This window comes from Dehalobacter sp. TeCB1 (genome assembly GCF_001707455.1).
GTDB lineage: Bacteria > Bacillota > Desulfitobacteriia > Desulfitobacteriales > Syntrophobotulaceae > Dehalobacter > Dehalobacter restrictus.
This window is the reverse complement of sequence record NZ_MCHF01000030.1, coordinates 17858-41168: the sequence shown is the minus strand read 5'-3', so window position 1 is coordinate 41168 and position 23311 is coordinate 17858. Positions and strand designations below refer to the sequence as shown.

Below are 23311 nucleotides of genomic sequence, written 5' to 3'. Positions count from 1 at the left end.
AAGCGGATGGCTTCTACTTGGCATAAGTATTATACATAGTATAGCGTTCAATGTCAATCATCTAATATGTGATTTTAAATGTTTCATTTTCATTGGCTGGAACCGTGATCTTTCCGTCAATCATTTTTTGTTTATATTCATTTATTTTGGTATAGGTTTCTTCCGAAACCATAGATTCAGTTGTCTCTGCCAAACCGACGGCATTCTCCGCTAAGCCATACGATACATTTTTACCGGACGCCAAGGTTTTCTCTTCAATTTGTTTGATGATGCTGTAAGCGACCTCGCCGTTTTCTTTGATGACTGAAGTAAGGACAGTCTCAGGTGCCAGACTATTTTGATCAATGTCAGCACCTATGGCATACTTGCCTTTTTCCTCCATGACTTCAATCATTGCTTTTCCTGCCAGACCTGCGTTATGAAAAATAACATCGGCATCAGAATTGACCATCGCTTCCGCCATCTCTTCGACCCTGGTCTTATTGGTGAAAGTGGCGGCATTTCCTTTTAAAAGCTCACAGTTGGGATTGACGAACCGTACTCCGCTCTTGAAACCATAAAAGTAAGGCTGTGCTGCTTCTTTATTGTCCCCTGAGATAAAACCAACGACATTTGTTTCCGTCCTTTTTGCCGCCAGATACCCTGCCAGAAAAGCCGCTTCCTCTACTCTATACGACACGGCCAGAACATTGTCAGGAATGGTTCCCTCGATGGTGCTGTCCAGACAGACATAGGTAATTTTAGGGTTTTTTTCTGCCGCTTCCAGAGCTGCCGGAACGGCAGCAGGACCTATGGTGAATATGACCTGACAGTTCTGGGATTTAAGCTCGGCAAGTCCTGACGGATAGTCTTTATCATTTTTGACCTTAGCATAGCCGATCCCGGCGTTTAGTTCCTGTTGTGCCTTTTGCAGTCCTTCCCAGGCCTTTTCAGAATAAATATCCTCTATTCCGTCCTGGCCGGTTATCAGGCCGACCTTGATCGCGTAGTTTCCCGAGTCATCCGAAGGTGCGTCCTGACCGCCTCCGCCCAGAATCCCGCAGCCAGTCAGTAACAGTAAGGCTATAACAAGCAAACAAAGCATTTTTCCCCATATTTTCACTGCATTTCTTTTTAACATTTTTTCACCTCTTGTATAGCCTTCTGTTGTTCAGTGTCCAAAGTTTATCGGAAAAATTCCCAGGCTCGGTTTCATTCAGGGCTTTTTGCATATCAAACATCCTGGCATCAATGATATCCAGATAATGAAGGATTTCTGCCTCTGGAAACATCGGTCTCTTGGGACTGCCATATTCCGGCTCATAATGGTGCGAAAGCAGCATATGCTGAAGAAGGAGACTGGTCTCCTCATCGAGACCCGCCTTGCCTGCAGCCTTTTCAATTTTCTTGATTCCTTGAACAATATGGCCTAGCAGCTGCCCCTCAACTGTATATTCCGTAGCGATCCCAAGGGCATTGGCATCAATTTCATCAAGCTTGGCAACATCGTGCAGCATGATCCCGGCATAAAGAAGATCTTTATCCAGGAAAGTATAGACATCCGCTAGTTTTTCTCCAGCTTTAAGCATTGTCAGCGTATGATACAGCAGTCCCGACCTTAAGGCATGATGATTCTGCACAGCAGCCGGATGAATCAGCAGTTTCTCTCCGGCTTCTGTCAGGAGAAGCTGGACTGTTTCTCTTAGTTTGACATTCTCCATCCCGGAGAGGTATTGCAGAAGCTCAGCGTACATTGCTTCCGGACTATACGGTGCAACAGGTATAAACGCATTAATGTCAACTTGATCGTCCTCAACAACTGCACGGATTTTATCGATCTTAACTTGTCTCTTGCCCTGCCATTCCGCAATACTGCCTTTGATCTTTACAAGCATATTGCTTTGATATAGTGTTTCATCTTCCTGCTTGCAGTCCCACATCCTTGCGGTTATTTCCCCGCCGGCGTCACCTAAGACGATATCAAGATACCGGTTTCCGCCAGCCGTAGTCTTCGTTTCAACCCTGCGAATCAGGAAAAATGCGACCAAAGATTCTCCTGACTTCAACTCATTCCAATTCTTTTTCTCAGTCAAGTTACCCACCACTCTCCGGAATTTGTATTGTTTTCCGCTGGTCAATCCGATTTAGGCCTGATTGCCTGCAGGAATTTTTTTGGTGCTTATTTCGTCCAGAATCAAGGAAATAAGGTCTTCCAATTCCATGACGCTGGTCTTCTGCTCTCCATAACGGCGGACGGATACCGTACCCTCTTCGGCTTCCTTATCTCCGACGACCAAAGCAAAAGGTATTTTATCGGTCTGTACTTCCCTAATCTTATAGTTGATTTTCTCCCGGCGTTCATCAAGCGCGGCGCGGATATCCCGGTCCATAAGCAGTCCCTTAACTTTCTCAGCATAGGCGCTGTGCTTGTCACTGATCGGCAGAATGCGCACCTGCTCAGGCGAAAGCCAAACCGGGAAAGCACCGGCGTACTGCTCGGTCAGAAGTGCAATGAAACGCTCAATGCTGCCGTAAACGACCCTGTGAATCATGACAGGACGGTGTTTATCCCCGTCTTCCCCAATGTAGGTCAGGTCAAATCGCTCAGGCATCTGGAAATCCAGCTGGATGGTTCCGCACTGCCAGGTTCTGTCGAGACAATCCTTCAGGTGAAAATCAATTTTCGGTCCGTAGAAGGCTCCATCACCAGGATTAATTTTGTAATCCATCCCTTTAGCTTCCAGCGCTTCCTTCAGCGCATTTGTCGCCATTTCCCAATCCTGATCCGAACCCATGGAATCCTCCGGACGGGTGGAAAGCTCAACATGGTACGCAAAACCAAATATTTTATAAAAGTAATCAACTAAATTAATAACGCCGATGATCTCATCTTTGATCTGGGAAGGCAGCATAAAAATATGGGCATCATCCTGTGTAAAGTTTCTTACTCTCAACAAACCATGAAGGGCACCCGATAGTTCATGCCTGTGCACCAGACCTAGTTCTCCGCAGCGGATCGGCAGATCCCGGTAGCTGCGCAGTTTTGTCTTGTACATAATCATACCACCCGGACAGTTCATCGGTTTAACGGCATAGTCCTCATTGTCTATTTTCGTAAAATACATGTTTTCCTTATAATGATCCCAGTGCCCGGACTGCTGCCAGAGAGCTGTATTCAAAATGATAGGCGTTCTGATCTCGACATAGCCTCTTTTCTGGTGCTCTCTGCGCCAGAAATCTTCCAGCGTATTCCTTAAAACCATACCCTTCGGATGAAAGAACGGGAAGCCGGGACCTTCATCGTGCAGACTGAAAAGGTCAAGCTCCATCCCAAGCTTCCGGTGGTCACGCCTTTTGGCTTCTTCAAGCTTAAATAAATAATCATCAAGATCAGAGGTCTTGGCAAAAGCTAAACCGTAGATTCTCTGAAGCATTTTGTTTTTCTCACTGCCGCGCCAGTATGCACCAGCCAGGCTCTGCAATTTGAAGGCCTTCAATACCTTTGTTCCAGGAACATGCGGTCCGGCACAGAGGTCTGTAAAATTCCCCTGCGTGTACATGGATATTCTAGCATCTTCGGGGAGATCGTTGATCAATTGGACTTTATATTTTTCCCCTTTATTTTGGAAATAGTCAATCGCTTCTTCGCGCGCAACCTCACGGCGTTCAAACTTATAATCATTCTTCGCCAGTTTGCGCATCTCCTCTTCAATCTTGCCTAAATCCTCGGGGGTAAAAGTGTATTCAGAGTCAAAGTCATAGTAAAAACCATTCGCAATCGCGGGACCGATACCCAGAATGGTTCCCGGGAAAAGATTCTTCACAGCCTGAGCTAAAAGGTGAGAAGCTGAATGGCGCATTACTTCCAGTCCCTCTTCACTGTCAAGCGTAAGTACTTCTACGTTTGCGTCATCTTCTATCGGAAACGAGAGGTCTTTGACCTCCCCGTCCACCTTGCCTGCAACCGCGACCCTGGCCAGACCCTGAGAAATAGAAGCAGCCAATTCCAGAACAGTTGAACCCTGCTCCACTTGACGAACCGAACCATCCTTTAAGGTTACATTTAACATGATCCTATCACTCCTTGTTTTTATTCATGATTTATCCATTCAAACTTCTTTGGTATTAATACTAAAAAGCTCCCGTCCTTCTTATGGGACGAGAGCGATAGAAACCCGTGGTTCCACCCAAATTCAAAAATACGACCGCCTGCTATACCGGCAGCTAATTTTCCTTGGCATCCTTAACGCGGATAAACGTCCAGCCTACGCATATCATGTTCGGCGAGGAACTCGGAGGCGGTCTTTTCCCAAATATCGCAAAAATGCTCACAGCCCAGGGCATTTCTCTCTAAATGCGAACGATTAGGATACTGTCCTCTTCATCGTGCCTTCATTATTCCTTTTATATAGTCTTAGATTATACCACTTAAAGTATGTTGTCAATCAGTTGTCTTTACACAGGCTGCATCCCCGGCAATAGGTCATCTTATCACCAAAAACTTCCTGAACGATCCGGGCAATTCCGGACTGTTTTTCTGCTGCAACATGAACAATCAGGCGATTCGGAGAGCGTTTCAGCAAAACACTGATGGGGTGATCTTCGCTTTCAGCACTGGAATTTATCAGAACAGAATGGTTGTCATCGTAAAATGCCACTTCATCTTTGTGATTAATGACCATATGCATCGTATTTTTGTTATCCCGCTGGGATTCAAAAAATCTTTTCAGGAGTCGTACAAAGCTTTCATGCTCCTGCTGAAGGGCATAAACATTTACAGCACGTGCAATCTGTTTCTTTAATTCTCTCTTATATTGGCCCGATCTGAAATTCATAAATCCTTCCAGATCAATTTTTTGATGGTCATTCAAAAATTCCAGAATGGACTTTACCAGGATTCTGTTTCTAAGCCGAAGAAAACCAGTCTCTGCCTGGTCATTCAGATATCCGGCAACCTTTGGATAAGCCTCGTCGATTTCGCTCCCGAACATGTTGAAGTCATCTTTTAATTTTTTTCTGATATAACGTTCTTCCCATCCCTGAAGAACAACGCTACCCAGTGCATGGGCAATATAGTACTGAACGATTTTGACGGTAAGCTCATTCCGGACATTTTTCCCCTTCAAATTGGCATAAATGAAGCTGACCAGATAGTTTGGCTCATGGCAGACTTCAGATATTTCAATCGGCAGCCCGTCTTTATGGTACAAATCGTATACTGCTTGAGAAAGCTCTTCTTTATAATCAGAAGTCCCAACTTCTAAATAATAATCATTCAAAAGAAAAATCCCCCCCTGGAAATATATGCATCATCCTTCCTAATATTTCCGGTAAGGAATTTTCTTATTCTTATCTATTCTTATATATTCTTATATTGGTTAGGATTACATTGTTTCTTGTCTAATTAATATTTTTTCTGCCGCTTAAATAAACAATAAGGCCAATCAGCAGCAAACTAACCGCCATGATCCCGAATTGTACATATCTGGTTAAGTACAGGAATTCTGTCACATTCTTAACATCGATATCCCCTGCCAGAACAGCATACGTCTTTCCGCCGGCATCCTTCACTTCCTGGTAACTCGATACGAATGTCCCCAGTGAAGTCGTGTGATACTCTCCCTGGACAACTTTGCCCTTCAGCGTGTTCTCTACTGCCGACGAGGCGTTGTTCTCCAATTGTCCCAAAGCCAAATGTGCCGGGTCATCCTCCGCCCTCGCATCAACGACGAAAAACCATACCTTATTCTGCTCATCCTTGTACAACATGTAAATATTTTCGAGCTGGTGCTCTGTCTTTAACTGCATCAGCTTCGCCCGAAGTTCTCCGTAATAAGCATTCTGCTGATTCTGCGTTTGAATAAGCTCCTGCAGTTTTTCGTTATCAAAATCAGCCACGGCCAGAGTAAGCGTGTTGCTGACCCGTTGGCCTGCCAAATCTACTGCGAGCTGTTTGGCTCGGAAATTTCCTACCCCCGTGACAATAATCAGGCAAAAAACAGCAATGATGATGACAGCATATATTTTTTTCTTTTCCGGTGACATTTTTACCCCCCATAAGCATTCAAACTAATTCCCTTGTGCCTATATTATTCTACACCATTATTACCTATTCTGCATGCGTTGAAGTTCATTTCCAGAGATATTTAACATAATAATCTTTAAGGATATTGTTCCTGGAACCCTATGTTCAGAGGGAAAGCAGGTGAAGTATGAAAAATACAAAACAGTTTTCCACAGTTTCAATTGCTGCCGCCTTCATCGGAACAATTGTCGGAGCAGGGTTTGCGACCGGACAGGAGGTTCTCCAATTCTTTACTGTATTTGGAATAAAAAGTTTTGCCGGTATCGCCGTGTGTACTGTCTTATTTTGTTATTTTGGGATTCTCATCATGCGGATATCCAGAGAACAAAATGCCGATTCGCACCTGGAACTGGTCAGATTCACATTTGGGAAACCTCTTTGCATTTTGATGGATTGGTTTATTACCTTGAGCTTCTTGGGTGTCCTGATCGTCATGGCTGCAGGATCCGGCGCTGTCGTTGAAGAGCAGCTTGGCTTTTCCCCACTTCTAGGCAGTATTACCGTTATTCTGCTTTCGTTTCTCACCGTCATTTCCGGGGTCAGAAACGTCATACGCGCAATTGGTTTGGTTGTACCTTTTTTGCTCCTTGCCGTCTTCAGTGTTGCTATAATCTCGATTGTCCTCGATCCAATCACGCCATCCAAAATTGCACTGCTCGGATCGTTAGAATCTCCGACAGCATCCCATTGGTCTACTGCCGCCATTCTCTATGTTTCTTATAATATTGTACTTTCTGTAGCTATCCTGTCCCCTTTAGGTGTGGAAGGCCGGAGTGAAAAGAGTCTTGTTTGGGGCGGCCTGCTGGGTGGTCTTGGGTTGGGCGCCGGGATTCTGGCAATTAATCTGGCAATCATCTGCGGGTCTCCGGAAATTCTTCCTTTTCAGGTTCCCATGGTATTTCTCGCTACCAGACTGAATCCACTGGTAGGCTATGCTTACGGGCTAATTTTGCTTTTGGAAATTTATACAACTGCCGTAAGTATTCTCTACGGCTTTACAGCCAGGATTGCTTATGATAACAAGCAAAGGATTCTTGGTGCTACCCTTGCTTCCATCGGTGCAATTATCGCTGCCCAGTACGGTTTTTCCGCGGCAGTCTCTGCCATATATCCTTTGATCGGATTTGCCGGGTTGATCTTCCTCGGAGGGCTGTTGTTTACGCAGTTCAGGGATAGCTTCAGCAGTTTATTCAAACCTGGAAAATTTAAATGACTTTTGGGGTTCGTATTGACAGCCCCCAACAATACTTAGTATTATAAATACGTACATATGCATATATGTGCATATGTACAGTCCTGATTATATTTTTCTTTGGGAGGCCGTTAAAATGTCGGTATTTCACGCTCCTGCCCCGGAACAGCCCCAAAAACATATTCCAGGTATAGAACTATCCCTGGAACTGGCAGACTTTTATAAGGTATTTGCGGATTTCTCCAGAATACGTATCCTTTTTGCACTACTGGATAATGAGCTGTATGTGAATGAACTGGCGGAAATTTTAGGTATGAGCCAATCTGCCGTCTCCCACCAACTAAGGATTCTCCGGCAATACAAATTAGTCAAGGTGCGCCGGGCTGGCAAGACAAGTGTTTATGCTTTGAGTGACGACCATGTTTATCGGATATTGACCCAGGGACTCGAACATCTTTCTCCCTGATTGATTGGTTATAGGGTATAGGTTCTAAGTTATAAATTATAGATTGATGCCTTCGATCAAAACTGCTCTTACGGGACTGCCGTCGCAGTCTTTTATTTTTAAAGGCAGTGCAACAAGAAAGTAATCTCCCTCATTAACTTCCGATAAGTCTAGTCCTTCTAATACAGCACTGTTTCCGGAAAGCAGAATGGTATGACTTGAATAAGCGCTGCTCGTAGAATCATCAATGGACAAGTAATCGATCCCAACCAATTGTACCTTTTTTGCTGCAAGGTATTCAGCGGCTTCGGAAGAAAGATAAGTATACTCCGGTTGAAACATAGGGTCCTTTAAAAAGCCTGAGTTCCGGGTTTTCAATAAAACCCTGTCCCCTTCCCGGATTCCTTTGGGGATCAGATGGTCAGGCAGGATACTCCCCGCAGCCGCCACTTCGATTACCCTGGCCGCTCCGATAAGCAACTCCAGAGGAATCCTATCAACAGATCCTCCTCCTGTCAGGCAATGAGACGGCGCATCAAGATGGGTTCCACAATGGGAGCCCATCGAAAGCATCGAAAGACAATATCCATCCTTGTCTAGGGAATACACAGGTTCTGATTGAAACGGCGGATCCCCGGGATAAGAAACCATTCCCGGAAAAAGCGGGATCGTTATATCATGGATTACCATTACAAACTCCAATATCTTCAACTAATTCGTTTCCTACGACAATTCTGTTCCGGCCTGTGTTTTTAGCCTCATAAAGTGCATCATCCGCTCTTTTAAATATGTCATCAACACCGAGGTCCAGTTCTTTCTTTTCAGCAATTCCGATGCTGACAGAAACCTGGATCTTTTCGGTATTTTCCATTTCTACGACGACATCCAGGACTTTCTGTTGAATTCTCTCTGCCACCGTTTGGGCCATCATAAGGTCGGATTCTACTGGAATCACCGCGAATTCCTCTCCCCCGATCCGGGCCAGGACATCCATCTCACGCAAAACAAGCTTAAATGCCTTGACGACCTCTTTCAGCACGCGATCACCAACCAGATGGCCATACTGATCATTCACGCTTTTAAATTTATCAATGTCAATTAAAAGCATCGTAAAATTCCGCTTATATCTCTCCGAGCGCGAAAATTCCTCCTGCGCTTTTTGCATAAAAGCAAGTCTGTTGTCAATACCCGTCAGAAAGTCTGTGGTTGCCTGGTACAGCAATTCCTTCTCCAACTTTTTCCTGACAGTTATATCCAGAACAATCATGATTAGATGAATGACATTGTCCCCGCTGTCACAAACTGTGGATAAATTGATTTCGGCCCATAAGGACTGTCCGTCTTTGCATCGGAATTGTTTCTCACATTTCTTCCACGCGTCTTTGCCCTCCCATACTTCCCTGCAATGCATAACACTCTCTTGCCGCTCCTCTGGCACAATCGAATCAAAAAGGGTTAACCTTTTTAACTCTTCCTGTGAAAAACCAGTCATCTGGCACAGGGTCGCATTTACATAGTGATAATGCCCATCCTGGTTCAGCAAGGCAATTCCTGCGGCTGCATTATTTATTACCCCACGGTACAACGCTTCACTTTGCTTCAAGGCATTTTCTATCATTCGTTTTTTATGAATCTCCTTATGCATCCCCACATTTAAAGCAAAGGAGAATATAAACAAAATAATAATGATTAGCAGCCAAAAAAACAGCTTATCATTATCCCCAATAAACAAATAGACAATAACAAAAGCTCCGATTATACAGGCATTATACAAAAAAAGTTTTCGTCTCCAATTATCCTTATACCGATTGATCTTGTCCATAATTCCTTTTTATCCCATTTTTTATTTTTTGTGGAAATATTTTTGATATTAATTCTTGAAAATAATTTAATATCCTTTATTTTTTTTTGATCATTTCTGGAATATTTTAGGTAAAATTTGTCGTGATTGTGTCAAAAATGCAAAATATTTAATAACTGATCTGGCTCGATTCTGCAAACCATTCGGGCTAATAGGACTAATGGGCTATTTATCCGGGACTTTGGTCCTTTTTCCTAGGACCTTTATACTATTTCCATTACATCATAACGCAAATGCCCGTTAATTAAAACCAGAAAATTTTCAAAGGATGGTTCTTGTACCTTACTTTTCCAGCCGATATAATTGATCTATCATTGATAAATAAAGGGGGAAGATTAATCAATGGCTAATTACATGATCCGAGGAGCAGTTGAACCCCAGGAAATTTTCTTCCGCGCAGATAATATTGACCCTGCCCAGCTCACAATGATCCGCAAGGGTCTGAGAAAACTGCATACTTTTGAGATCATGGCCGTCAATATTTATAAATTTCAGATTGCTGGCGCTTCAAACGATCTGAACAGACTGATCATTCAGGCCATGGCCAATGAGATGACCCATGTCCAGGATTATCAGATCAAACTTTATGAATATGGCTGGAGCCCAAGCCCTTTACGGTGGTTATTCTGGCTTGTTGGAATGTTCATTGGTCTTTTCAGCCGCCTGCGGGGAGAAAAATCCATGCTGAATGCCGGGATCTGGACAGAACAAAAAGCCGTGGCCGACTATCAGAAAATCATCAATTCAGCGAAATGGGAGCCCGAAACACTCGCCGTAATCCAAAAGAATTTAAGTGATGAGTATCACCATATCGAAACTTTACAGAAGCATTTAAATGCCTAGCAGACCGATTTCTATATCCCGTTAAGAACAATGATAGCTTTGCTCGGGCTAGTCTCCGTAATGGATGGCCGCTTTCGGCTCTTGTGCCCTCCCTGGCACAAAGAGCTGCGCTATGCAATCCATGCTCCGCTTGACGCTGTCCATCCATTACGAAGACCTAATCTGGAGTTTATGAAAGTTTTTTTGAAGTTAACCCTGTTTTGGAATCGCTGTCTAGTAAAAGTTCTTAAAGTTACTACACAAATAACGAGCTGCATTCTGGCATACAGACCTGCTTGAATAACTCTATGATCAGTCTGCGTGCCACAGTTCCGCGACGAGCGGAGCCTGGATGGCGAAGCGCGGCCTTTTCTTCGGATTGTGCCATCCATGGCACGCGGATATTGTGGCACGCAGACAGGCTCAAATATATTTTAGTAGTCTTTAGTCCACAGAATTACCCAAACACAGTGTCAGAATTAAATCGCCCTGAAGTCTCTTGAGCTCCAGGGCGATTATTTATGCAATATGTCATTACTGAAAAGTGTGCACGTGCTGATATCGCTCTGCTTTTACTCCACGGTATCTGTCAAGAGGTCCTTCACATACGTCGGAAGCGCAAAACTTCCTTTATGAATATCGGTATTATAATACTTGGTTTTGATCCCGAGTCTGTTCCAGGATTCTTCCTTAATATCCGTGACAGGATCATATTTTTTAGAAGCAAAACCAAATAACCAGTGGCCTGAAGGATAGGTTGGAATATGGGCCTGGTATACCTTACAAATCGGGAAATATTCCTGAATGCGTTTATGGGCCCTTTGCATGGCCTGCGCATACTCATCATAGTAAGGGCTTTCATGCTGATTGACCAGAATGCCGTCTTCTTTTAACGCTTTAAAGCAGTTGCCATAAAACTCTCTGGTAAAGAGTCCTTCCCCCGGCCCGAATGGATCGGTAGAATCAACAATCACAAGGTCATAGGTGTTCTCCTTGGAACGGACAAATCTCAGTCCGTCCTCAAAATAAAGATGCACCCTGGGATCATCTAGCTTGCTGGCTGTCTGAGGCAGATATTCCCGGCACACGTCGACCACCATCTTGTCAATTTCCACCATATCGATGTTTTCAATCCCGTTATAACGGGTAAGCTCTCTGACAGTGCCGCCATCTCCGGCACCAATAACCATGACGTTCTTAATCCCTGGATTCGTTGCCATAGGGACATGCACAATCATATCATGATAAATAAATTCGTCTTTTTCTGTAACCATCATCAGCCCGTCCAGCGTTAAGAACGTGCCGAACTCCTTGGACTTAAAGACGTCAATTCGTTGGTATTCACTCTGTCCGTTATAGAGCTGTTCATCGACTTTGATGGTAAAACGGACGTTTTGGGTATGCTGTTCCGTATACCATAATTCCATATTTCATTCCCCCACAACCCTAATATTTTCAATAAACATATCTTCCGTCCCGGTAAGAAAACTTCCTTTACTCTTGGCATAGACAATGTAATCAATGATTTCCTCGGTGATCCGCTCTCCAGGCGCGAGTATTGGAATTCCGGGGGGATAGGCCATCACAAACTCCCCGCTGATTTGTCCCGCGCTCTTTCTTATAGGCAGGGAATGCTGTTCTGAATAAAACGCGCGCTGCGGAGCCATGCCGACATCAGGCGTAATGTACTCATGATCAAACATACCTGTCTTATCACGCATATAAAGCCTTTTGATCTCCGACAGAGACGAGACCAGACGTTCCAAGGCCAGCGCCCTGTCGCCAACAGAGATAATGGCCAGAATATTTCCAATATCGCCGAATTCGATCTGGATATCGTAATTGTCCCGAAGTATATCGTAGACCTCCACTCCCGCAAGCCCTATATCCCGGGTATGTACGACAAGCTTGGTCGTATCAAAATCAAAAATTGAATCTCCATTGATCAGTTCCTTCGAGAATGCATAATATCCGCCAATTTTGTTAATTTCGTCGCGTCCATAGTTGGCCAGGGAAGTTACTTTGGCAAAGATATTTTTCCCGTCAAGTGCAAGATTGCGTCTGGAAATATCCAAAGAAGACAAAAGCAGGTAAGAAGCGCTGGTCGTCTGGGTCAGATTGATAATCTGCCGGACATGTCCAATATTTAAACGGCTGCCAATTAACAAAAAAGAGCTTTGGCTTAAGCTTCCTCCAGTTTTATGCATACTGACCGCCGCCATATCTGCCCCTGCGGCCATGGCATTCAGCGGTTGGTTTTCACCGAAGTAAAAATGGGTGCCATGGGCTTCATCGGCCAGTACAAACATACCCTTTTGATGAGCAAGTTCGGTAATGGTCTTTAAGTCTGAACATATCCCGTAGTAGGTAGGATTATTAATAAAAATAGCCTTTGCATCGGGATGCTGCTCCATTGCTTTTTTCACTTCGCTGATCGACATTCCTAAAGGTATGCCGAGCGCATTATTGACTCCCGGATTCACATATACCGGGATGGCCCCACTGATAATCAGTGCATTAATGGCACTTTTATGAACATTACGCGGCATAATGATCTTATCGCCCTGTTTGCATACGCTCATGATCATCGCCTGGACTGCTGAGGTCGTTCCATTGACCATAAAGAAAGCATGGTAGGCATCAAAGGCATCCGCAGCAAGTTCCTCTGCCTCTTTGATGACCGAAACAGGATGTCCAAGATTATCTAAAGGTTTCATGGCATTGACATCAACAGAAAGGCACCTTTCCCCGAGAAACTCCCTGAGCTCCGGGTTGCCTCTCCCTTGTTTGTGCCCGGGCACATCAAACGGTACAATCCGCATTGCTTTATATTTTTGAAGGGCCTCATAAATAGGCGCTCTGTCCTGGGAAGCCGAATGCATGAAAATCTCCACCCTCTGCTATGGTCTGTGTCTTTATAAACTTTATAAAACTATCAACGTTACTATAGTAGACAATCTTGACAATGTCAATAAAATCGCTGCATCCTTGGAACAAAAAGGTCACGCTTCACATCGCACTTCGCTTGGCGCTGTCTATCCATTACAGCGTAAACTCACTACGTTCCACCCTATATTTTTCAGGATACATTTCCAGGATACCTGATAATACATATTGACAATATGTTCAGATCGATTATGATTATCCTATCTTTCTATAAAATTCAAATATTATGAGGGTAATTATTTATGTTTAAACAAAAATTGATGTCTAGAGAAAAAATCTTTGCAATGGCGCTGATACTTGTTCTTTTTTTAACAATTCTTATACATACGAACGTACCTGCCGATGTCAACAATACGTCAGAAGATCAATTTTCAGGAAAAAAGTCGGCCTTATTAAGATTAGAGGATGTAGGTCCCGGGCAAGAATATGCAAGCCAGGAAAACCTCGATAAACTGATTGTACTGGCAGATTATCTTAAGCAAGAGGGGATACCGTTTGAAGTCTCCTTAATTCCCAGGATGGTTGTTCCCGGCAGGAACTATGATGTTGCCATTACCGATCATACGGAATATGCCCAAAGATTCGTCTCTACCATTAAAAGCCTGGAAGAAAGAGGCGGTATCATCGGGGTCCACGGCTATACCCACCAGAGTGGGAACAGCAATAGCGTGTCAGGGTATGAATTTTACAGCTCGGCAAAAAATCCCGACGTACCCAATACATACGCCTATGCCAAAGAGCGGGCTGAAAAAGCGATCGCGCTGTTTGATCAAGCAGGGATTTATCCGGCCTACTGGGAGACCCCGCATTACAGCGCTTCGCCCCAGCAGCTGATCGCTTTTGAAGAACAGATCGGTTTGATCTATGAAAACAATTATTACTATCCTGAGGCCTGGAAAAGCAATAACGTTGTAAATCAGCATCAAGAATATTATTGCGGCCTCGATGTTGTACCTGCTCCTTTAGGGCATTTAAATTCCCCGGAACGGCTTACCGCTATGCTGGCTGTCTTGGATGATCCGGCAAAAAGCGGGACACTGGCATCCTTATACGTCCATCCTACCTATGAGTTTCAGTTTATAAAAAAAGTCCAGCAAGAAAACGGAGAAGTTCAGTATATTTATGATGAAAATTCCCTTTTGCACCAGCTTGTAAAGGAGCTAAAAAACAGAGGATACACTTTTGTCTCGATCTATTCACTCGTAGGCTTTGTCCCTGCCCAAAGGGCGGAAAATATTCAGTTTGACCCGAGAGATGAAGTTTTTGCCGGTCAGTTCGTACCGCATGCCTCGGGGAAAGCTCTGCTGCTATGGAACAAGCGCGCAAATCAATGGCATATGTTCCGATATACAGCTTCCTGGTATGCCCCCAGAGCCACGCGCTCATTTCAAGACTCAGGTGTATGGCTCAAGGACTTAACGCTGGAAAAAGGAACGGTTCCTTTAATCGGGTATTTTAAAAATAAGGACAAAGAAGATCTCCTGTTGTTCAATGCTGCCTCCGGGAATCTAATTTTAGCTGCAAACGACGGGAATAAATTTGTTCCTTATCATTTAAAGTGGCCGGCTTTAAATCAATCACAGACCATCCGTCCCCTGGCTGCTGACCTTAATCATGACGGGCTCACAGACCTGTTCCTGTATGACAAAGAACATGGCAGAATTGGTTCGGCAATCAATCAAGGCGGTTTTTTTACAGATATCACCTGGCAAGGCTTTGGCCTGCTTAAAGCCAAGAACCTAAAACTTGCAGCAGGAGATTTTAATGGTGATGGGAACAGTGAACTTTTCGTAATGGATCATGATACCAAGCAGTCGAAAATGCTGGTCGGGCGAAAAGCAAACAAATTCTCTCTTGCCGCTGGAACCTGGAACAGTCCATTTTGCTTCAAACCGGATTCTCAGATATTCGCAGCAGACATTAACGGTGACGGTAAGGACGATTTACTGGTACACGGCTCTGACGGTTTTTGGCAAAGTTATATCTCCGACGGCAGTAAATTCATCGCCGACAGACCCTTTGGCCCATGGGGATCCAGGAATGAAGATGCTGCACTTGCTGCAGACATGAATGGTGACAATCGGGCTGATCTGGTTATGATCGATCATAATACCGGGTATTCCAACCTTAATACCGCTATTTCAGTTTCAGGCAGATAAACTGATTCAGATAATATTAATCTACCTAAAGTAAAAATCACCTCTTTTCTTTTGATTTAGGAATTTATCCAAAACCAATTACAGAAAAGAGGTGATTTCTTTCAATAATATAGTGCCTGAAAGAAAAAATGTAATTCCCAAAAGGGGGTTATGACTTAAGAAAATATTAGTGCCTTACATTTTCCGATAAAAAATAATGAATATTGGAGTTAATTTTAGCCTTTAGGCCTTGGCCATCATTATAGAGAAACTTAAATACTTAATAAATAAATATATTTCTAAGTTAATAATATACCATACAATAATTACCAAGCAGAGCACTTTATACCATTAGCCTGGGTTTGATGTATGGCACTCGGGGTAGTATCCGTGCTGATCCTTGTAGTGTTCCACACTTTCGATTTATTACTGGATCTTATCCATTTTTAGCAATTCCTAATTAGATTCGGCCTTATTAATAAATGATAGTACTTCCGATCCAATTTGTAAGTTGTTGTTTCGTAACTGTTGCAAGCTTGCTTGAAGTTGCTGCTTAGCCGTAAGCTTTTGCGGATCATTGTTCGATAAATCTAAATATACTAAAGCCTGTAGTCCCGCTTGCCCTTCTTCACCCAGTTTTACTGCCCATGGGCCAATTTCTGCCAAGAGCTGTTGGTTGGTTATCGTCTTCTTAAGATTATCGGGCAAAGCACTCAGTAATTGTAATTCTTTACGAAGTTCTAATTCACTAGGTCCATGCTGGCCTGATTGGTATTCTTGCCAAAAAGCGCCGGCTAATTTGGAAAACCCGGTATTGTCACCCGTATCAAGTGTGCTTTGGCTTGAATATTGACAAAATTTACGGAAGGCCAATGCATCGCCTATGCCAGACATGCTCTGGAGCGCTTCGTCCCAGGCTTGAAGCGGCTGGTACGTGCTGGGATTGTACAGATATTGGGAAACAGTATAAAGTGCGACTTTTGACGCTTCAGGTTGAAGCATGGGATTTGCTAACATGCCACTCGTGTATGCCGACAAATCCTCCGAACGATTGATCAATGGTCCCATAAATAGTTGTGGCGCTTTCTTTACTGCATAGGTATAGTCGTTGACCGGATAATTGTCCCAGATAAGAGGTTTCCTACCCAAAAGCCGCCGTACTTGGTCAGCTTCACTACTTGTAATGGATTTGTTTAAAACCCAAGACCCCGTCCAGATCACCTGTATAGAGGGATCTAGCTGTGACCGTATTGTAGTCCAATAGGCGCTGTCCTTAAGACCGTAGTAGTCTGTGGGAGCAAGCCAAAGCCTGAAACTTGAATCTTTTACAGTCTCATCCTCAAGCAATTTATTTGCTAAATCGATATGAGCCTTAGGATAATCAGAACCATACACTTGTTGGTCAGAACTTTTCAAGTAGTGTTGAACATCATCAAATGAAAGCATAAAAGTGTGAACTCCAATCGAACGCAACTGATCAATTTTGCTTTCAAGCAGTTGTACATCGGCTTTAGATGTAAAGGTAATGGAGTTGGCAACCATTGCTGAGGTCAATGTTTCACCAGGCAGCGGTGACGGGATACCAGGAGAAATAGAATAAACAAAATTAACTCCATTCGCTTTTGCACTTTGCACCAAACTCTTCATCTGCTGTAGTTGTCCAATTGGGTAGAGGTCTGACCAATTGGTCCGCTGATAAGGGTCATCCTTGGGAGCATAGACATACGTGTTTAAATGGTGTTGGCCAATAAAGGTAAGCATGTTGATTCTTTGCGCCATGGTCCAGGGGGTTCCGTAGAACCCCTCAATAACTCCGCGGATAGCAAAACTGTCTTCAGGTGGAGTTTGTTCATTTTCCTCTCCTGCCCGTGGCTGTTGATAATCTTTAATAGGCGTATTATAATAGGCGATGGCTGTAATGCCTAACCCAAATAGAAGTACTGTTAAAGAAAGCAAGACAATTTTCTTCTTCATGGCCAGTCACTCCTTTAATATTCCCTTACAAGTAAACCTTCCACGTATTGTTTATACTATATTTTATCCCAATTTAAGAACCTTATAACGATGCACCTATTTTATACGATTATCCCAAATAAAAAATAACCTCTCTTTATAGTTAATTGTTTTATAAATTAACTATAAAGGAGGCTATTTTTCAAAGTTGGGAATATAATGTTTTGTATTTTGAGTGTATTCTTTGTATTATAATTTAATTACTTGACCGTACTTAACCAAATCATATAGTCTTTTGTTTTGATGGGAAGTGAATCTACAAGGAATTCTGACCCTAAACCAACCTCTCCCGGCGGGAACTTGCCAGATTCGAATCCGGATTCGAATCTTAGTTATTCCCAAGCGGTCATCCAAGCTTAGCGCCTATAATGAACTACTAAAAATACTCGTAATAATAGTAAAAAACCTTGTAAATCCGCTAATATCAAGGATTACAAGGTTTTCTTGTTTTTAATTTTGGTGGGTTTGAGAGGACTCGAAGCTTTGAACGCAACCCTTAAACCGCTGGTATTATTCAATTTGCATGAATTGACTGGGTTTTTTGACTGGATTTTGGTAATTCACCGCAATACGTCTTCACAGTTACCTAGTCGTAAGGAATGGCCATAAACCGCGGCTGTCGTCGCCGGGGTTTGTCCTAAAAATTCTGCCACGGTTGTTAGTGAATAACCTTTGTCTAACAAGATCGACCCCACCCCATGTCTCAGGTCATGAATCCGGATATGATGCAGTCCGGCTTTTTTAAGGACACGTTCTTTCGCTCTGAATAAAACTTGATACCGTAACGGGTTGCCGTCTTCACTTAGGAAAATGAAATCGTTGTCGTTCGCTTTATTCAGCTTTTGCATAGATTCTTTATGAATTACCAATTCTTTTGTTGTTTCCACATCGAAGATAATCGTTCGTTCACTATTCAAGGTCTTTGTCTCTTTATTATCTTTTCTCGTTCTGGAATTCATGGCTTCTACGATTTTCATTTTCCCGTTCTCATGAGTCAGGTCTAAATTCTTCCACTTGCCGCCGATTACTTCCCCGACGCGTAAGCCGCCTACTCCTAGGATTCTAAGGGGCAAATAGTGTTTATATTCTTTAGCAGTATCGATGAAAATATTTAAGTTGCTTTGAGAATAAACATCTCTTTTGATCCTGGAGACCTTCGGGGGTTTTATATCTTTCATTAAATCCGGCTGAACCAAATCCCTCGAAGCTCCCCAAGCAAGAATTCTTTTTAATATCGAATAGTAATTCCTCACTGTTCTGACCTTTAGGATGCCGGCGTCAATTTTCCCGTCAAGAGTCTTTAATCTTTCTTCGATTATTTCTACATTCAATTCATAGAGCATCTGCCCTTCAACAAGCGGCTTTACTGCATTCGCTTGCCGCTTGTAAGTATCTTTGGTTGTATCCTCAATTTCTTTTCCTAATATATTGGCCCACTTGTCAATTAGATCTTCAACAGACAGCAATTTTCCTGAAGCAGACTTTAATTGTTTTTTTATTTGCTTTTTCAATTTATCATGATATCTGTTCGCTTGAGTCTCATTTCCATGATATGTTTCATAATGATAATCTTCTGCGCCGTCCTCCTTTCTCCCTAAATAAATTTGGATCTGCCAACAACTCTCACCGCGCTCTCTTACAGACATTTCTTGGCCTCCCCGCCTTTGGGGATTGGACAATCTGATTATAACCAAGAGTGTCCAAATCTTGTAGTTTGCAATTCTCCAAAGCACTGGCAGGAATCCTTATTCTTCTTTCCGACAAACGTAAATAATTAATTTGCTTTCGATTAATCAATTCATATATGTAATTTTTGCTTACCTTTAGAAGTTCAGCAACTTCAGGTACCGTATAAAATTTCTCGTCCATTTATAATTCCTTCCTATTTATATATTTGCAATTACAGGGGCACACCTTTGTGATAGATTAATACGTAAAAAATAAGCGTGCCCCTATAACTGCACCTCTGTTTTGGTTTTTCAATCACGATCTTATCCGGCAGACGGCGGTTAACCGTCTCATAGGAAATTCACCTCCCCGTCAACGACCGGGGCGCACTCTGGGACTTAACCTCGACTGCACGCAAGTATCATTATCCCGCCATATGTGTCATGGCCATAAATGCTACCAACATTTATTTATTGCATGGGTATTGATCGCTTCAACCTTACCTTCATCAACCCGATTAAGCATTATTGATCCTCTTATTGCAATCCTCAAGAATTACCGGACAGGTGATCTTTGCGTACCTGCAATCTGGCTTTCCTTTTACAGGACATATGGGGAACGTACCGGATAAAACACATATTCAATTTTCAAAGACCTCAAGGGGGTAGAACAACCAAAACAGAGGCGGAGAACGGCATACTGGGAAATATTCAAAGAAAACAGCAAAAACCAGTTTGTTCGCTATCCCTTTATTCTTCAATATCATCAGATCATAAAGAGATTGTTTTAATTTATTTAAAGTCGAAAAAGCGTTGTTTTTGTCAATAAGAAAACCGCAGCCTAATTTTTGCAAACTGCGGTTTTCCAGGTTATATTGTATTTTATTGTACAGCAGTTAGATTCCGTAATTTATCCTATAAAGATAAAAGTTAAATTTAATCCTGTACATATACTGTTTTAGCTCCTTTAACATAAATCCATTTTTTATCTGTCATCAACTTACTTACAAAAAAAAGTAAAGATAATAGCTTCGTGAGCATTGATAAATTGATCGAAATATGTCGATATTTTCTAATATTGTAATAATAGTAAATTGATTCCTTACAATGCATAAAAAAAACTGCCGTTAAAGGCAGGTTAGACAAAGTCTCTACGGCAGCCAGGCTACCATAGTACGAGTAAGTACCTTAGCCCCTGCGGCTTTGCGTCCCCATCTTTTGATGAGTTTGCCTTTAACGCAACTAATTTTTTGCTCTTTTACAGGCTTCTTGAACCTCGAGGCTCCACGAAAGATAATCTTCAAGAAATTCCGGATACTGTCCGAACATTATGTCCGGCAACTGACTGAAGATGAAATAAAGGTATTTGTAAGATGTTTTACCACGATTTTTAAACGCTGAAAAACGAGACTTATAACCAATAGGCAAGATATTCGTTATCATCGAATCGTTTTCTTCTGACTTTTTCATTCTACTTTTTTACAATAACACGCCCCAACAATAAAAAGCACAATGAAATAGCCTGCCAATACACCGAAATGCAGGGCCATCGCTGCGATCCCTTCTCCTGTGCTCCTTAGACCTATGCTGGTATGCGTAAGCGGCAGCACCTGGATGAAATACTTCAATACCAGGGGCATCTTCTCAATAGAAAAAAACGTCCCACAGAGAAATGACATCGGGGTAATCACGAAGTTGGAAAACTTGGCCATCCCACCGTGTGAGTTGATCATTAAACCTGCCAGAAAGCCGCCGGCAGAGAAAACAAAACAGTTCAGCAGTGTTATGAGGATAAAATAAGGCGACAAAGGAAGTCCTCCTGCAAAAACGGATACCAAAATGATAATCAAAAGTGCGGAGTACATGCCGTATAACGCTCCGGCAATAATTTTGCCCAGCGCAAATACCGTCATATTCACGGGCGCGACCATAAATTCCTCAAACGTTTTGTAATACATTCTGGCGATATTAATGGAGTTGGCGGCGTTGCTGAAGCTTACCAACATCGTACTCATGGCGATAATCCCCGGAATCACAAACTCCATATAGGAGCGCCCCTCTACCTGCATCCCGCTGCCTAATCCCCAGCCGAAAGCGATCAGATACAGTGTCGGTGAAACCATGGCGCCGATCGTTGTGCTCCAAAACTTTCTTTTAAATAAAACAAACTCCTGCCACAATATTCCGTATAAGGCAGCCATCAGGATTCCACCCTTCTATTGGTTAATTTCAGGAAAACATCCTCCAGATTGGACGGCCGGATATTGACGCTTCCCTCTAAAGCCGCTGCATAGGCGACAGCCTCTTCCCTTGTTTCAAAAAATTCTTCTTTGGTCTTACCATTAACAAAATTTTCAACGGCAAATTTACCAACTTTTTCAATCAATTTTTGGGGTGAATCCAATTCCACCAGGGCCCCGCCATTAATGAGTCCTACCCGGTCGCACAGCACCTCAGCTTCTTCAATGTAGTGCGTTGTTAAGAGCACGGTCAGCCCTCTGCTTTTCAGGCTTTTTAACAGGTCCCACATTTTCCTCCTGGCCGAGGCATCCAGTCCGACGGTAGGCTCATCCAGAAGCAAAATCTCCGGATTGTGCATCAACGCCCTGGCAATCATCAGTTTTCTTTTCATGCCGCCGGAATATTTGCCCACCAGGTCGTTTTTCCGTTTTGTCAGTTCCGTGAATTCCAGCAGTTCATCAATTCGTTCTTTCCTTAAGGCCTTAGACATGTTATAAAGCATCCCGTGAGCCTCAAGATTTTCCCAGGCGGTCATCTCATTCTCCAGATTATTATGCTGGGGGACAACGCCGATTTTGATCTTAACTGCAACCAGGTTCCGGTCCATGCTTTCGTTGTTAATGACAATGTCACCGGAAGTTTTAGGCGTCAGAGTGCTGATCATTCTGACCGTCGTGGTCTTTCCTGCTCCATTCGGCCCCAGCAGTCCAAAGAATTCCCCGTCTTCAATATCCAGGTTCAGCCCGTTAACCGCTGTCAGGTTTCCATATTTTTTAGTCAAGTTGATAAGACGTAACATGGGTATGCTCCTCTCAATTTATTTTCATAACGATTGCTTCCGAAATACCTAATATTTTATTTCAATAAACCGGAGGCAATATCAAAAGCCGATTTTTTTAAAACACAGTCTAATGTATCCTCTGCCTCATCCGCATTGACGATCAGTCTGGAGGGACAGCCTCCCGGACAGAAGGGGTGATAACAGCACGCCTCACACCGGCCCGCTCTTTGCTTGACTATGGCAATCGGTTTCAGTGGCGGATTCCCGATATTGCCCATATAAAAGTCGGGATTGTCGATCAGCGAGCCGCAGGGATAGCAGTCGCCATTGGGTAAGAAAACATAAGAGCGTCCACAGGAAGCATAGCAATATTCCTGAGTGCCAGCCGGAGAGGACAGGCGCTTCTTCGCTTCTTCGACCTCGCGGATCATAATCTTTCTGCCGAACTGTTGATAAATTGACTCCGATTTTTCAAAAAGGCGTCTTAACGCGGTGTTCAATTGTTCGCCTGTAGGCCTGCCCACCGCCCCGCTGTTTTCTTTGGCCCGTCCTGCGTTTCTCAGCAGATCAAAGCCAATACCGGCCACATTGCCAAGATACAGCGCAAAATCTGCAAGTTCCGGCAGCTTATCGACATTCTGCGCTGTCACCACGCTGTTCAAATTAAGCATGACCCCTGCTTTGGCTAAATGCTGAATGCCCTGAACGGTCTGCTGCGTTCCGCCTCTGATACTTTCATTCACCGCCGGAGGACCGTCCAGGCTCACGCCGACAGCCATTTTCATTTTTTTAATGCCGTTAGCGATTTCCTGATTGATGATGGTTCCATTTGTCTGCAGCTGCAGCGAGACGTCATAGCCGCGCTGGACAATATAGTCATATATTGTACAAACCAGGTCATAATTGAGCAAGGGCTCTCCGCCTGTTAACTGAAGCTTCACGGGCTGATCCGCAAAATAATCCAAGATTTTTACCGCCGTATCCGAATCCATGTTTTTTTGCTCTCCGGCAGCCGAGGCATAACAGTATTTGCACTGCAGGTTGCATTTGCTTGTGGTCCATAATACAATCAGGGTTCTTTCTTTCTTCATTGCTAACTTACCTTGTTCATTACTCATTAAGATTTATTCGTCCTTCTATT

At 43.3% G+C, this 23311-nt stretch carries 19 protein-coding genes, 1 riboswitch and 2 other annotated features (1 of these 22 only partly in view); of the genes, 4 read left to right on the top strand and 15 right to left on the bottom strand.

Translation table 11 applies throughout. From position 1 onward, the window contains the following. Positions 1–25: a sequence feature (ribosomal protein L20 leader region), on the bottom strand; it reaches 105 nt to the left of the window's first position. Between the two features lie 36 nt (positions 26–61). From A7D23_RS08705 to A7D23_RS08685, 5 genes are all read right to left on the bottom strand, one after another. Next, on the bottom strand, positions 62–1120 hold the full coding sequence (locus tag A7D23_RS08705) for a BMP family ABC transporter substrate-binding protein (RefSeq protein ID WP_019226614.1): 1059 nt from the start codon (positions 1118–1120) through the stop codon (positions 62–64). Between the two features lie 4 nt (positions 1121–1124). Continuing rightward, positions 1125–2027 carry an HD domain-containing protein gene (locus A7D23_RS08700; RefSeq protein WP_019226615.1) on the bottom strand — a complete coding sequence of 301 codons (903 nt, stop codon included), beginning with the start codon at positions 2025–2027 and terminating at the stop codon, positions 1125–1127. A gap of 96 nt (positions 2028–2123) precedes the next feature. Next, positions 2124–4049, bottom strand: coding sequence for a threonine--tRNA ligase (gene thrS, locus A7D23_RS08695; protein ID WP_019226616.1), 1926 nt, complete (start codon positions 4047–4049; stop codon positions 2124–2126). Positions 4050–4130: 81 nt separating this feature from the next. After that, positions 4131–4373: a binding site (T-box leader), on the bottom strand. A gap of 51 nt (positions 4374–4424) precedes the next feature. Next, positions 4425–5258 carry a putative sporulation protein YtxC gene (locus A7D23_RS08690; RefSeq protein WP_019226617.1) on the bottom strand — a complete coding sequence of 278 codons (834 nt, stop codon included), beginning with the start codon at positions 5256–5258 and terminating at the stop codon, positions 4425–4427. Positions 5259–5379: 121 nt separating this feature from the next. After that, positions 5380–6024 (bottom strand): hypothetical protein, encoded by a 645-nt coding sequence (locus A7D23_RS08685; RefSeq protein WP_019226618.1) that lies wholly within the window; start codon positions 6022–6024, stop codon positions 5380–5382. A 167-nt stretch (positions 6025–6191) separates the two neighbouring features. On the opposite strand from A7D23_RS08685, the gene A7D23_RS08680 reads away from it, so the two are divergent. Both A7D23_RS08680 and A7D23_RS08675 read left to right on the top strand, forming a co-directional pair. After that, positions 6192–7277: a hypothetical protein gene (locus A7D23_RS08680; protein WP_019226619.1), complete on the top strand. Its 1086-nt coding sequence runs from the start codon at positions 6192–6194 to the stop codon at positions 7275–7277. Positions 7278–7392: 115 nt separating this feature from the next. Continuing rightward, on the top strand, positions 7393–7722 hold the full coding sequence (locus tag A7D23_RS08675) for a metalloregulator ArsR/SmtB family transcription factor (protein WP_019226620.1): 330 nt from the start codon (positions 7393–7395) through the stop codon (positions 7720–7722). 36 nt (positions 7723–7758) lie between these two features. On the opposite strand, the gene A7D23_RS08670 is transcribed toward A7D23_RS08675, so the two are convergent. Both A7D23_RS08670 and A7D23_RS08665 read right to left on the bottom strand, forming a co-directional pair. Continuing rightward, on the bottom strand, positions 7759–8391 hold the full coding sequence (locus A7D23_RS08670) for a cyclase family protein (protein WP_019226621.1): 633 nt from the start codon (positions 8389–8391) through the stop codon (positions 7759–7761). Next, on the bottom strand, positions 8378–9319 hold the full coding sequence (locus A7D23_RS08665; RefSeq protein WP_242837004.1) for a sensor domain-containing diguanylate cyclase: 942 nt from the start codon (positions 9317–9319) through the stop codon (positions 8378–8380). Before A7D23_RS08665 ends, A7D23_RS08670 begins: the two co-directional genes overlap by 14 nt. A 585-nt stretch (positions 9320–9904) precedes the next feature. On the opposite strand from A7D23_RS08665, the gene A7D23_RS08660 reads away from it, so the two are divergent. Further along, the gene (locus A7D23_RS08660) at positions 9905–10405 is read left to right on the top strand and encodes a demethoxyubiquinone hydroxylase family protein (RefSeq protein WP_019226623.1); all 501 of its coding nucleotides are present in this window, start codon (positions 9905–9907) and stop codon (positions 10403–10405) included. 551 nt (positions 10406–10956) lie between these two features. Here the strand turns inward: A7D23_RS08660 and speE are convergent. Both speE and A7D23_RS08650 read right to left on the bottom strand, forming a co-directional pair. Then, on the bottom strand, positions 10957–11811 hold the full coding sequence (gene speE / locus A7D23_RS08655) for a polyamine aminopropyltransferase (protein ID WP_019226624.1): 855 nt from the start codon (positions 11809–11811) through the stop codon (positions 10957–10959). Between the two features lie 3 nt (positions 11812–11814). Beyond that, on the bottom strand, positions 11815–13266 hold the full coding sequence (locus A7D23_RS08650; RefSeq protein WP_019226625.1) for an aminotransferase class I/II-fold pyridoxal phosphate-dependent enzyme: 1452 nt from the start codon (positions 13264–13266) through the stop codon (positions 11815–11817). Positions 13267–13572: 306 nt separating this feature from the next. Here A7D23_RS08650 and A7D23_RS08640 point away from each other — a divergent pair, with 306 nt between their 5' ends. Continuing rightward, positions 13573–15489: a DUF2334 domain-containing protein gene (locus A7D23_RS08640; protein WP_019226627.1), complete on the top strand. Its 1917-nt coding sequence runs from the start codon at positions 13573–13575 to the stop codon at positions 15487–15489. 435 nt (positions 15490–15924) lie between these two features. Here the strand turns inward: A7D23_RS08640 and A7D23_RS08635 are convergent, their stop codons facing one another. From A7D23_RS08635 to A7D23_RS08600, 6 genes are all read right to left on the bottom strand, one after another. Next, positions 15925–17442, bottom strand: a complete 1518-nt coding sequence (locus tag A7D23_RS08635; protein WP_025205060.1) for a protein O-GlcNAcase — start codon at positions 17440–17442, stop codon at positions 15925–15927. A 599-nt stretch (positions 17443–18041) separates the two neighbouring features. Further along, positions 18042–19127 (bottom strand): site-specific integrase, encoded by a 1086-nt coding sequence (locus A7D23_RS08630; RefSeq protein ID WP_025205058.1) that lies wholly within the window; start codon positions 19125–19127, stop codon positions 18042–18044. Beyond that, positions 19105–19350, bottom strand: a complete 246-nt coding sequence (locus tag A7D23_RS08625) for a helix-turn-helix domain-containing protein (protein ID WP_025205056.1) — start codon at positions 19348–19350, stop codon at positions 19105–19107. The genes A7D23_RS08630 and A7D23_RS08625 overlap by 23 nt, the downstream gene beginning before the upstream one ends. Positions 19351–20300: 950 nt before the next feature. Continuing rightward, positions 20301–20390: riboswitch (cyclic di-GMP riboswitch) on the bottom strand. Between the two features lie 224 nt (positions 20391–20614). Further along, the gene (locus A7D23_RS08610) at positions 20615–21349 is read right to left on the bottom strand and encodes an ABC transporter permease (protein WP_025205051.1); all 735 of its coding nucleotides are present in this window, start codon (positions 21347–21349) and stop codon (positions 20615–20617) included. After that, positions 21349–22188 carry an ABC transporter ATP-binding protein gene (locus A7D23_RS08605; protein ID WP_025205049.1) on the bottom strand — a complete coding sequence of 280 codons (840 nt, stop codon included), beginning with the start codon at positions 22186–22188 and terminating at the stop codon, positions 21349–21351. The genes A7D23_RS08610 and A7D23_RS08605 overlap by 1 nt, the downstream gene beginning before the upstream one ends. 56 nt (positions 22189–22244) lie before the next feature. Further along, positions 22245–23288, bottom strand: coding sequence for a radical SAM protein (locus tag A7D23_RS08600; protein WP_025205047.1), 1044 nt, complete (start codon positions 23286–23288; stop codon positions 22245–22247). Between the last annotated feature and the right edge of the window lie 23 nt (positions 23289–23311).

Bases quoted from the DNA above. Each gene is read 5' to 3' on its own strand.
- A7D23_RS08600 (WP_025205047.1), bottom strand. From the start codon at position 23,288: ATGAGTAATGAACAAGGTAAGTTAGCAATGAAGAAAGAAAGAACCCTG.
- A7D23_RS08650 (WP_019226625.1), bottom strand. From the start codon at position 13,266: ATGCATTCGGCTTCCCAGGACAGAGCGCCTATTTATGAGGCCCTTCAA.
- A7D23_RS08660 (WP_019226623.1), top strand. From the start codon at position 9,905: ATGGCTAATTACATGATCCGAGGAGCAGTTGAACCCCAGGAAATTTTC.
- A7D23_RS08630 (WP_025205058.1), bottom strand. From the start codon at position 19,127: ATGTCTGTAAGAGAGCGCGGTGAGAGTTGTTGGCAGATCCAAATTTAT.
- A7D23_RS08680 (WP_019226619.1), top strand. From the start codon at position 6,192: ATGAAAAATACAAAACAGTTTTCCACAGTTTCAATTGCTGCCGCCTTC.
- thrS (WP_019226616.1), bottom strand. From the start codon at position 4,049: ATGTTAAATGTAACCTTAAAGGATGGTTCGGTTCGTCAAGTGGAGCAG.
- A7D23_RS08640 (WP_019226627.1), top strand. From the start codon at position 13,573: ATGTTTAAACAAAAATTGATGTCTAGAGAAAAAATCTTTGCAATGGCG.
- A7D23_RS08635 (WP_025205060.1), bottom strand. From the start codon at position 17,442: ATGAAGAAGAAAATTGTCTTGCTTTCTTTAACAGTACTTCTATTTGGG.
- A7D23_RS08705 (WP_019226614.1), bottom strand. From the start codon at position 1,120: ATGTTAAAAAGAAATGCAGTGAAAATATGGGGAAAAATGCTTTGTTTG.
- A7D23_RS08665 (WP_242837004.1), bottom strand. From the start codon at position 9,319: ATGATAGAAAATGCCTTGAAGCAAAGTGAAGCGTTGTACCGTGGGGTA.
- A7D23_RS08685 (WP_019226618.1), bottom strand. From the start codon at position 6,024: ATGTCACCGGAAAAGAAAAAAATATATGCTGTCATCATCATTGCTGTT.
- A7D23_RS08625 (WP_025205056.1), bottom strand. From the start codon at position 19,350: ATGGACGAGAAATTTTATACGGTACCTGAAGTTGCTGAACTTCTAAAG.
- A7D23_RS08670 (WP_019226621.1), bottom strand. From the start codon at position 8,391: ATGGTAATCCATGATATAACGATCCCGCTTTTTCCGGGAATGGTTTCT.
- A7D23_RS08605 (WP_025205049.1), bottom strand. From the start codon at position 22,188: ATGTTACGTCTTATCAACTTGACTAAAAAATATGGAAACCTGACAGCG.
- A7D23_RS08675 (WP_019226620.1), top strand. From the start codon at position 7,393: ATGTCGGTATTTCACGCTCCTGCCCCGGAACAGCCCCAAAAACATATT.
- A7D23_RS08610 (WP_025205051.1), bottom strand. From the start codon at position 21,349: ATGGCTGCCTTATACGGAATATTGTGGCAGGAGTTTGTTTTATTTAAA.
- speE (WP_019226624.1), bottom strand. From the start codon at position 11,811: ATGGAATTATGGTATACGGAACAGCATACCCAAAACGTCCGTTTTACC.